A 10,944-nucleotide genomic window follows, 5' to 3' on the forward strand; every position below is an offset into this window, starting at 1 on the left:
AGCGCCCCATCGCGCCCGGGGGCGCTCCTACTGGTTGCGGGCGTCGCGGGCGGCCTGCTCGGTCATCTGCGCGTCGAGTTGCTTGCGCAATGCGGGATCGGTGACCGGCGCGTCCGAGAGCAGCACGCGCACGCCGTGCGCCGGGACCTGCGTGACCAGCCGCCCCTGCACCTGCAGGTGTTCGCCACTGACTGCATCGCGCCAGATGCCGGGTTGCAGGAAGCGATTGACCTCGATGCTGGCGGCTGCTTCGCCCTTGTTGAGCAGCACCAGGGCGGTCTGGGTCGTACCGGCATGCTGATACACGCGCAAAAACGTGGCCTGCTGACCGCGCAGGCTGATATCGACCTGCACGCCGCGCTGCAATGCCGGGGTCTCGCGGCGCAGGCGTGCGATGCGCTGCAACGGCGCAAAGATCGGGCTCTGCGGCGCCGTACGGATACGCTCCACGCCGAAATAATTGCGATTGCCGGCGTGCTCGGCGCGCCCGCGCATGAAGCCGGTTTCCGAGCCGTAATAGATCACCGGAATCCCGCGCGCGGTGAACAACCAGTTGTGCGCGTCGATGAAGCCGGTGTCGCTGGCATCCAGCCGCGCCATGTCGTGATTGTCGTAGAAGCTCATCAGCTCGTAAGGGTTCGCGTACGGCCCCTGGCGCAGGAACAATGGCTTGGCAAGTTTTTCGAAGCCCGCCTGTTCACGACCGAAGACTGCAGACAACTGCTGCTTCAATGGAAAATCCAGCACGCTGACGCCGGCGTTGCGCGCCCAGGTATGTCCGGCGATCTTGTCGGCGTCATAGTCGAAAGCTTCGCCGAACATGAAAAATCCCGGGCGTTTTTCGCGGATGCGCGCCACAAAGGCGTGCCAGAAGCGATCCGGCATCCAGCCGATGGTGTCGATGCGGAATGCATCGGCGCCCTGCTCCATCCATTGCAGGTACGCACTGGCCAGGTAGTCGAGCACGGCCGGATTGTTCTCGTTGAGATCGAACAGTTCCGCCAGCCCGCCGCCGGTGTTGTAGAAGGCATGCAATGGGTTGTGCTGCGGATCCAGCTGCGCGGGCGGCAGATTCTGGTGGTCGGCGACCAGGCGCCCCTGCGCATCGTAGAGCTTGCCGAAACCTGGCTGCGCCACCGGCATGGTGTAAGCCGGCGAGCCGTGATTGCCGACGATATCCAGCACCACTTTCAGGTGGTTGGCGTGCATGGCGCGGGTAAAACCGGCGAAATCCAGGCCCGGGCTGGGCAGGTGTTCGTCCAACGTGTAGAAGTTGACGCCCCAGTAGCCGTGGTAGCCGGTCTTGCCGTGATCACTGAGCGTGCTGCCGCAGGTGATCGGCTTGCCACCGGTGAATGCCTGATCAGGGTTGTCGACGATGGGCGTGATCCACACCGCGCCAAATCCCAGGTCGCGAATGTAGTCGGCATGATCGACGATGCCCTTGAAGTCGCCACCCAGGTAGCCGATGTTGTCGTCGCTGCCATCGGCGCAAGGCGTGGGCACATCGAAGCTGCGCTGCGCACCGCCCTGCTCGCGCTGGTCGTTGCCGGGATCGCCGTTGACGAAGCGGTCGGTGACCACGAAGTACACCGCATCGGCAGCGAATGGCTCCAGAGTGCCGTAGTACTCCTTCGCCGCGGGCGCCGCGAACGCCACGCCTGCGTACATCGTCAACGCCACATAGATCGCACTACGCATCACTGCCCTCCCGAGGCGACTGGAACCCGCACCACGCAGACGCCGGCGACCAACAGGCTGACTCCGCCGATGGCCAATGCGTAGACCGGCTGGCCGCCCAGCCATGCACGGAGCACGAAGCCCAGCGCACTGGCAGCGACCAGCTGCGGAATCACGATAAAGAAATTGAAGATGCCCATATACACGCCCATCTTGGCGGCAGGCACGCTATCGGACAGCAAGGCATAAGGCAGCGACAGGATCGAGGCCCAGGCAAAGCCGACGCCGAGCATCGACAGCAGCAACCCGTGTGGGTCGCGGATCACCACCATCGACAACAGTCCGGCTGCGCCCAGCCACAGGTTGCACAGATGGCTCCAGCGCAGCCCGATCGCGCGGACCAGCACAGGGATGACCAGCGCCGCCAGCGCCGCGAAACCGTTGTAGGCACCGAACAACACGCCCACCCAGTTGGCGCCGTCGTTATAGGCCGCCGATGCGGTATCGGTAGTGCCGAAATGCACCTGGGTCACTGCGGCAGTGGTGTAGATCCACATTGCGAACAGGGCGAACCAGGAGAAGAACTGCACCCAGGCCAGCCGGCGCATGGTGATCGGCATGCTGCGCACATCCTGCACGATCGCCACCAGCATGCTGCCGGCCGGCAGCACCCGCGCCAGCGCCAGCAGTGCGCCGTAGGCGATGCACAGGCCTGCCAGCACGTAGAGCATGCGGTCGCCCTGGTGCCAGGCGATGGCGATAGCCAGCAGCACACCCGCGCCGCACCACGCTGCACTGGCAGCCGGCGGCGGCAACAGGCCGGCCATCGCTGCGGTCGCAGCAGGTGGATGCGCATCGTCGAAGGCAGCCAGCTGGCGTGGGCTGTATTCGCGCGTGCGCAGCACTGTCCAGCCGATCGACAGGAACAGCACCGCCGCGCCCAGATAGAACGCATAACGCACGCTGTCGGGCAGCTGCCCCGCGGGCGCGGTGTTGGCCACGCCCCATTGGGCCAGCAGCCAGGGCAGAAAGCTGGCGACGATCGCGCCGATGCCGATGAAAAAGCTCTGCATTGCATAGCCGGTGGGCCGCTGCGCCGGCGGTAGCTGGTCGCCGACCAGGGCGCGGAACGGCTCCATCGAAATATTGATCGAGGCATCCAGCACCCATAGCGTGCCGGCAGCGATCCAGAGCACGGGCGCGTTGGGCATCACCAGCAGCGCCAGCGTCGTGAACACCGCGCCCACCATGAAATACGGGCGCCGACGGCCCCAGGGCGTCCAGGTGCGGTCGGACAGATAGCCGATGATGGGCTGCACGATCAGCCCGGTGAGTGGCGCGGCAATCCACAGCCCCGGCACGTCGTCGACCTGCGCGCCCAGGGTCTGGAAGATGCGGCTGGCATTGGCGTTCTGCAGCGCAAACCCGAACTGGATGCCGAGAAAGCCGAAGCACATGTTCCAGATCTGCCAGAAACTCAGGCGTGGTTTCGCGGTCATGGCGCGGCCTCCGTGTCAGCTACCGGCCCGATCATCAATGCACTCACCTGCGCCGCATTGACCACACCGTCCCGACCGCCACGGCCACCGGTGTACCGGGCAAAATGCGCCAGGGCACTCATGTTGAAGCCGTCTTCCAAACGAAAGACGCAGGCCTGCACTGCCACGGCATCGAAGCGCACCTGCGTGGACACCTGCTCGCCCACGCTATGCGGCATCACGATCACCTGCGTTTGCGTCGGCCTGCCCGGGCAATCCAGCACCAGCCGCTTCACCGCAGCAGTGACGCCGGTATTGATCGGGCCATTGGCGTTGCGATACCGCAACGACACGCGATGCCACCCTGTGGATGCGGCTTGCCATGCCCAGGTCTGGCTGCCGGGCAAGGTCTGCGATGGGCCAAGCGTCAGCGACGCACTGTGCAGCGACTCCAGGCCATCCACGCGCCGGGTGAGGCTGAGCACATGCTGCAGCCCATCGTCGGGCAATGCGTAATGCTCGGCGGCATCCAGGGCCCGGCCGTCCATGTACAGCGTCGTGCCGGCCGGAATCGCAACCAGAGACCGATTGGCATGCTGCTGCACCTCGGGCAGCGTCGGTGTTGCCGGCGCAAACACCTGCGCCGGTTGCGGTGGCGCCGCCATGTCGGCCTTGCGCCCGACCAGCTGCACCTGCGTGGTCTGGCCCTGCCGCTCGACATGCCCGGCAACCAGCAACTCGCCCTGGTCGTCGGCCGGACGCTGCAGCACGTACCGGCGCGCGCCCTGCTCCAGCACGATCTGTTGGCGTGCACCAAACAACAGCGGCACCAGGCTGCGTGGCAACTTCGGGGTGACGCTGCCATCGGCGGACAGGCCGAACACGCCTTCCAGTACCGCCGACAGATACCCCGCCACCGACCACAGCTGACGCGGGGAATTCACCACCGGGCCGCTGCGCGCACCGTCTTCCACGTGCACGGCCAGGCTTTGCATCTCGTAGTTTTCCATATTGGAGCCGGCCAGCGCGCTGCCGCGCATCAACGACTGCAACTCCAGCGCGATGCGCGGCGCATCGTCCAGTGCACGCGATGCGCGCAAGGCATAGGCGCTGACGAACGGCCAGATGGCGCGGTTGTGGTAGATCGGTTGTGCGGCTTCCTGTGGCCACACCACCGGGCTGCCACCGGCCACTACCGGGTAATTGCGCAGCGCCGTGCGTGCCCGCTCTGCAGGGAACACATCGGCCAGCACGCCCAGCGACACCCCAAGCAGGTCGACCTTGGCATAGCGCACTGGATGCGCGGCATTGCCCAGGTAGCTCACATACTGCTGACTGGGCGCATCCCAGAAGCGCGCATCGATCGCCTGCCGCAATGCCTCGGCCCATTGCGCGTACCGCGCGGCACGCGCATCGCCGCGCTGGCGCGCCATCTGTTCGGCCAGGCGCAACGCCTGGTAATGCAACACGTTGGTCGACAGCGCAAACGACTCGGCGATGAAGCGCACGTCCTCGCGCGTCCAGTCCGGATAGGTCTGTTCGCGCCAGTCCAGAAACGATGTTTCGCCGCGGTAGAGGCCAATCTGTGCATCGAACACCGCATCGCGATCCTGCGCGAGCGTGGCCTGCAGCGCCTGCCACACCTCGTCGGCAAACGGCTTGTCGTCCAGCAGACCGCGCGCGGCCAGGAACCACACCACCCGGTCGCTGCTGATCGGCCAGCTGCCACCGGAGCCGGTGTCCTGCGCAACGAACACGCCAGGCGTGCGCCCGTCGCGTGCGGCCGACAGCTTGAAGCGCAGCGCATTGCGTGTGCGCTGCGGTTCCAGCCGCGCCAGCGCCAGATCAGCGGCGAAACTGACATCGCGCGTCCACACGTACGGCCAGCGCTCGCCGGTCTCGAAGCAGGTGCACGGCACCGGCTTGCCGGCGTTGAAGGCCGGATCGCGGATCGCATCGACACGGTCGTCGGCCAACTCCTGCTGGGCTAACGCAAACAAGGCGTCGAACATCGGGCTGGCGGTGTGCGTGCGCATTGGCTGCGCCGCAATGCGGCGCTCGCCCTGCGGCCATCGCAACACGAAACCGCCATCGTCCAGCGCCTGCGCCTGTGCGCGACGCCCCTGAAATTCCAGCTCATCGGCCACTGCCGGCGAGCTTGCCGCAACGCCCAGCGTTGCAGCCATGCAGATCATCTTCAGCATCGAAGCGGCGAAACGGCTTGCGCCGTCGGCCTTCCTCCCTCGTTGCACGCGTTGTGGTGCGTGGCACACCTGCGCCACGGTCGCGGACCCTCCCAGGTGCCGTGGCGCCATGGTAGACGCGCACCTTGCCGTTCCGCACGCCTGCATACGTATTCATGGCCGACGCCGGTACGCAACATGGTCCGGTGCCGGCGTCGCGCTGCATAGTCGTCGCTTACGCAACGGCCACCTTGGGAGGGGATATGCCGCTGTCTTCATGTCGAGCACGCTCGACGCTGGGCGCGTGCTGGATCGCGCGCCTGCTGTTGCTCGCCTGCATCGCGAGCGTGGCGCCGATGCTGCATGCCGAGGTCACCACGATCGAGGTCGCCTCGCCCGGCAAGATCCTGCAGGTGAGCCTGGAGCTGGATGGCGGCACGCCGTACTACCGCGTGCAACGCCTGGGCCAGCCGGTACTGCAGCGTTCACGGCTGGGTTTCAATCTGCGCGATGCGCGCCTGGATCGCGGACTGGTGGTGCTGTCGCAGGCACGCCAGAGTCATGACGACACCTGGGAGCAGCCCTGGGGCGAAACCCGCCTGGTCCGCAACCACTACAACGAACTGCGTGTTCGCCTGGGTGAGCGTGACGGTGCGCAGCGCAGCTTCGAGGTGGTCTTCCGCGTCTACGACGACGGGCTGGGCCTGCGCTATCACTTTCCCGAACAAGCCGGCCTGCGCGAAGCGATCATCGATGACGAACTCACCGAATTCGCCATTGCCCAGCACGCCGATGCATGGTGGATTCCGGCGGGCGAACCGATCCATTACGAGTATCTCTACAACCGCACGCCCCTGAATCAACTTACCCTGGCGCATACACCGCTTACGCTACGTACCGACAGCGGGCTGCATATCGCACTGCACGAAGCGGCGCTGGTCGATTACGCCGGCATGTGGCTGCGCCGCACCGACGACCAGCGCCTGCGCGCGCAATTGTCGCCGGCGGCTGAAGGCTGGAAGGCGCGCCGTACCCTGCCCTTCGATACACCGTGGCGCACGCTGCAGATTGCCGATCAGGCCACCGGCCTGGTGGAATCGAACCTGATCCTCAACCTCAACGAGCCCAATGCGCTGGGCAATGTGGACTGGGTCAAGCCGTCCAAGTATGTCGGGGTGTGGTGGTCGATGCATCTCAACCAGCAGACCTGGGCCACCGGCCCCAAGCACGCGGCAACCACAGCCACGACCCGGCGCTCTATCGATTTTGCCGCTGCGCACGGCTTTCGCGGCGTGCTGGTGGAAGGCTGGAATCCAGGCTGGGACGGCGAATGGTTCGGCAATGGCGGCAGCTTCGACTTCACCAGATCAACGCCGGATTTCGATCTGCCCGCATTGAGCAAGTACGCCGCCGGCAAGGGCGTGCATCTGATCGGCCATCATGAGACGGGGTGCGCAGTGGACCATTACGAAGACCAGATCGCCGAAGCGATGGACCTGTATGCACGTTTTGGCGTGGACTCGGTCAAGACCGGCTATGTCTGCGACGATGGCCAGGTGGAGCGACGCAATCCGGCCGGCGGCGCACCGCTGCGGGAGTGGCACGACGGCCAGTGGATGGCACGCCACCACCTGCGCGTGGTGCGCGAGGCAGCGGAGCGGCATATCGCCGTCAACGCACATGAGCCGATCAAGGACACCGGCCTGCGCCGCACCTATCCCAACTGGATTTCGCGCGAAGGCGCGCGTGGCATGGAATACAACGCCTGGGGCCAGCCACCCAACCCGCCCGAGCACGAGGTCAACCTGGTGTTTACGCGACTGCTGGCCGGGCCGATGGATTACACGCCGGGCATCGTGAGCCTGAAAGGCCGCAACGGCCAGGCGATTCCCAGCACGCTCGCCCGCCAGCTCGCGCTCTACGTAACGCTGTACAGCCCGATCCAGATGGCTGCCGACCTGCCCGAGCACTATTTGCAACACCGCGACGCGTTCCGCTTCATCGAGGATGTGGCGGTGGATTGGGACCAGACCCGCGCGTTGAATGGCGAGGTGGGTGACTACGTCACCATCGTGCGCAAGGACCGGCATAGCCGCGAATGGTTCCTGGGCAGTATCACCGACGAACACGGTCGCCTGCTGCAGGTGCCGCTGGGCTTTCTTGAGCCGGGCGTGCGCTATACCGCGCAGATCTATCGCGATGGCGATGGCGCCGACTATGTGAGCAACCCGTTCTCCTTCGTGCGCGAAGAGCGTCAGGTCAGCAGCAGCGACACCCTGGAGCTGCGGCTGGCACCAGGCGGCGGGCAGGCAATCCGCTTCGTGCCGGTGGGTGGCGCGCGTTGAGCGACACCGTTGCGACGGCCCGCATGCAGGCCGCCGCCAATGATTGCATGCCATCGCGGCACCGTGCCGCTGCGGATGCAGCATTCCGGTCGCCTGACAATCCGTAGCAGGCGACTTGGCATGATCGAAAGCCGCGCATGGAATCGATTTCATCGCCATCGTGGCGGTTGAATACGTATGCAGCGGCCGTTTGCACGCAGGCGCGATGTCTACCATACGTTGCAGTCGCGACGCCTTGCATGACGCACGACGCAGCACATCCAGGCATCTGCCGGATCAAAATTCAAAAGAACAACATGTACCTGGGAGGGGAAAATGTTGAAGCACAAGCGCTCCGCGCTGAGTATCGCCCTGGCCGTTGCCATGGCACCGACGTTGGCAGCCGCGCAATCGGCAACGCCCGCGCAAACCACCACCACCGCACAGACCGCGTCCGAGCCGGCCGCCGGCGAGGTCACCGAGTTGGACAAGGTCCAGGTCACCGGCCTGCGCCGCGCGATCGAAGGCGCCATTTCGGTCAAGCGTGATTCCACCTCGATCGTGGAAGCCATTTCCGCCGAAGACATCGGCCGCCTGCCGGACGTGAGCATCGCCGAATCGCTGGCGCGCCTGCCCGGCCTGGCTGCCCAGCGCGTGGCCGGCCGCGCGCAGGTCATCAGCGTGCGCGGCCTGTCGCCAGACTTCTCCACCACCCTGCTCAATGGCCGCGAAGTGGTCAGCACCGGCGACAACCGCAGCGTGGAATTCGACCAATATCCGTCCGAGCTGGTCAGCGGCGTCACTGTCTACAAGACCCCGGACGCCGGCCTGGTAGGCCAGGGGCTGTCGGGCACCGTCGACATGCAGACCGCGCGCCCGCTGAGCTACAACGAGCGGGTCATCGCCATCGGTGGCCGCTACCAGCGCAATTCGCTGGGCAAGGCCGCCAACGTCGACCCCTATGGCAACCGCTTCAACGTCAGCTACATCGACCAGTTCGCCGACCGCACCATCGGCCTGACCATCGGCTACGCACACACCGACATGCCGATCCAGGAAAACCAGGTGGGTTTGTACGAACCCTGGCAGCCGGTCAACGCACAGCGCCAGCGCCCCGGCGTGGCCGACGGCGTGTACTTTTCCGACGGCATCAAGGCCTTGCGCCGCACCGGCAACCAGAAGCGCGATGGCGTCATGGCCACGCTGCAGTATCGCCCGTCCAATGCCTGGACCAGCACGCTCGACGCCTTCCACACCAAGGCCGAGCAGATCGACACTGCCAACCAGTTCGAGCTCAACCTGAGCAACTACAACGGCGGTTACACGCCGGGCCTGAACATCACCGACGTGCGCGTCAACGACCGCAACACCTTCCTGGGCGGCACCGCCAGCGGCGTCTATCCGCTGGTGCGCGGCATGTACAACAAGCGCGAAGACAAGATCGAAGCGTTTGGCTGGAATAACGAAATCTCGGCCGGCGCCGTCAAGATCATCGCCGACCTGAACTACTCCAAGGCCACCCGCGACGAGTTGAATCTGGAGAACAATCTCCAGCGCGCTCCCATGCCGCAGCTGGACACGGTGGGCGTGTCGGTTGTCGGCAATGGCTTCTCGCAACTGGCACCGGGCATGAATTATTCCAATCCCGATGAGCTGTTCCTGACCAACACCATCTACGGCTCCGGCTACGGCAAGGTGCCCAGCGTGGAAGACGTGCTGAAGGGTGCGCGCCTGCAGGCCAGCTTCCCGATGCCCGAAGCACTGAGCTGGTTTTCCGATCTGGACGTGGGCGTCAACTACGCCAATCGCGAAAAGCAGAAGACCCAGCCGGAAGGCAACATCACGCTGGGCGCGCAGGGCGAAGCCACCGTGGCGGCGGACCTGCAATACGCCCCGGTCAATCTCGGCTTTGCCGGTCTCGGCTCCCTGCCTGCCTGGAACGTGCCGGCCACCGTGTCGCGCTACATGCTGTTCAACCCCAGCGACGACGCCTCGTTCCTGGTCTCCAAGGCCTGGACGGTCGAAGAAAAGATCACCACCGCCTGGCTGCGCGCCAACATCAATACCGAATGGGGCGAAGTGGGCGTGCGCGGCAACATCGGCGTGCAGCTGCAGAGTGCCGACCAGTCCTCGCAGGCCAATTACTGGGATGCCTCGCAGCCGGCCGGCAGCGAAGTGCGTCCCATCGACGATGGCAAGAAATATCGCGACTGGCTGCCCAGCCTGAACCTGGCGTTCCAGCTCCCGTACGAGCAGACGCTGCGATTTGCGATGGCCAAGCAGGTGGCACGCCCGCGCGTGGACCAGCTCCGCGCCTCGCTGGAGTTCGGCGTGGACACCTCCACTGGCCGCCCCGGCGCCAGCGGCGGCAACCCCATGCTCGACCCGTGGCGTGCCAACGCCATCGACCTCTCGTACGAAAAATACTTCGCCGAGCGCGCCTATGTGGCAGCGGCGTTCTTCTACAAGGACCTGAAGAGCTACATCTACACCCAGAGCCGCGACAACTACGATTTCTCGGCATTGGTCGCCGGCTATGTGCCGCCGCCGGGCTCCGCACCGGTGCTGACCACCGGCACCTTCAGCGCACCGTTCAACGGCAAGGGCGGCACGCTGCGCGGCTTAGAACTCACCGCCTCGTTGCCGCTGGACCTGCTGTTCGCCCCGTTGGAAGGCTTCGGCATCCAGGCCAGCGCCACCTTCAACGACAGCGACGTCAAGATTCGCGACCCGGAAAGCGCCTCCAGCGTGGGCGATGGCGAAATCAGCCTGCCCGGCCTGTCCGAACGCGTCTACAACCTCACCGCCTACTACGAGCACAAGGGCTTCGAAGCGCGCGTCAGCCAACGTCGCCGCTCGGACTTCATCGGCGAGATCGGCAACTTCAACGGCAACCGCACCCTGCGCTACGTGGTCGGCGAAAACATCACCGACGCGCAGATCAGCTACAACTTCAGCGAAGGAAGCAGCCTGTCCGGCCTGACCCTGCTGCTGCAGGCCAGCAACCTCAGCAACTCGCCGTACCGCACCTATGCAGAGTCCAAGGATCGCCCGCTCGAATACATCGAATGGGGCCGCACCTTCGTACTGGGTGTGAACTACAAGTTCTGAGCCATTGCAGGGAAAAATAGCGCTGTTAGCCCCTCTCCCTCCGGGAGAGCAACTGTCTTGATCAACTGGTGGCGGCAGCCGCCAGTTGATCCCGCATCTTGGCGTTGAGGATGACCAGCAACTTGCGCATGGCCGCCACCAGAGCCACCTTGCCAGCCTTGCCCTTGG

5 protein-coding genes and 1 pseudogene are annotated in these 10,944 nt (G+C 65.2%); 2 read left to right on the forward strand and 4 right to left on the reverse strand.

The window, feature by feature from the left end:
- Positions 1–27 precede the first annotated feature (27 nt).
- The 3 genes from A7D17_RS10350 to A7D17_RS10360 are packed head-to-tail and all read right to left on the reverse strand — an operon-like array spanning position 28 to position 5,362.
- The gene (locus A7D17_RS10350; protein WP_064508991.1) at positions 28–1,701 is read right to left on the reverse strand and encodes an alpha-amylase family glycosyl hydrolase; all 1,674 of its coding nucleotides are present in this window, start codon (positions 1,699–1,701) and stop codon (positions 28–30) included.
- Complete coding sequence (locus A7D17_RS10355; RefSeq protein WP_064508992.1) at positions 1,701–3,179, reverse strand: MFS transporter; 1,479 nt, start codon at positions 3,177–3,179, stop codon at positions 1,701–1,703. The genes A7D17_RS10350 and A7D17_RS10355 overlap by 1 nt, the downstream gene beginning before the upstream one ends.
- Positions 3,176–5,362, reverse strand: coding sequence for an alpha-L-rhamnosidase-related protein (locus A7D17_RS10360; RefSeq protein WP_064508993.1), 2,187 nt, complete (start codon positions 5,360–5,362; stop codon positions 3,176–3,178). Before A7D17_RS10360 ends, A7D17_RS10355 begins: the two co-directional genes overlap by 4 nt.
- A gap of 242 nt (positions 5,363–5,604) precedes the next feature.
- Here A7D17_RS10360 and A7D17_RS10365 point away from each other — a divergent pair, with 242 nt between their 5' ends.
- Both A7D17_RS10365 and A7D17_RS10370 read left to right on the forward strand, forming a co-directional pair.
- Positions 5,605–7,686 (forward strand): glycoside hydrolase family 97 protein, encoded by a 2,082-nt coding sequence (locus A7D17_RS10365; RefSeq protein ID WP_064508994.1) that lies wholly within the window; start codon positions 5,605–5,607, stop codon positions 7,684–7,686.
- Positions 7,687–8,001: 315 nt separating this feature from the next.
- A complete protein-coding gene (locus A7D17_RS10370) occupies positions 8,002–10,776 on the forward strand; it encodes a TonB-dependent receptor (RefSeq protein WP_064508995.1) in 2,775 nt (924 codons plus the stop codon).
- Positions 10,777–10,837: 61 nt separating this feature from the next.
- Here A7D17_RS10370 and A7D17_RS23635 read toward each other — a convergent pair.
- Positions 10,838–10,944, reverse strand: a pseudogene (locus tag A7D17_RS23635) (IS110 family transposase); the annotation flags it as partial.

Origin of the sequence: Xanthomonas floridensis, assembly GCF_001642575.1 — a bacterium.
In the GTDB taxonomy this organism is placed as follows: domain Bacteria; phylum Pseudomonadota; class Gammaproteobacteria; order Xanthomonadales; family Xanthomonadaceae; genus Xanthomonas; species Xanthomonas floridensis.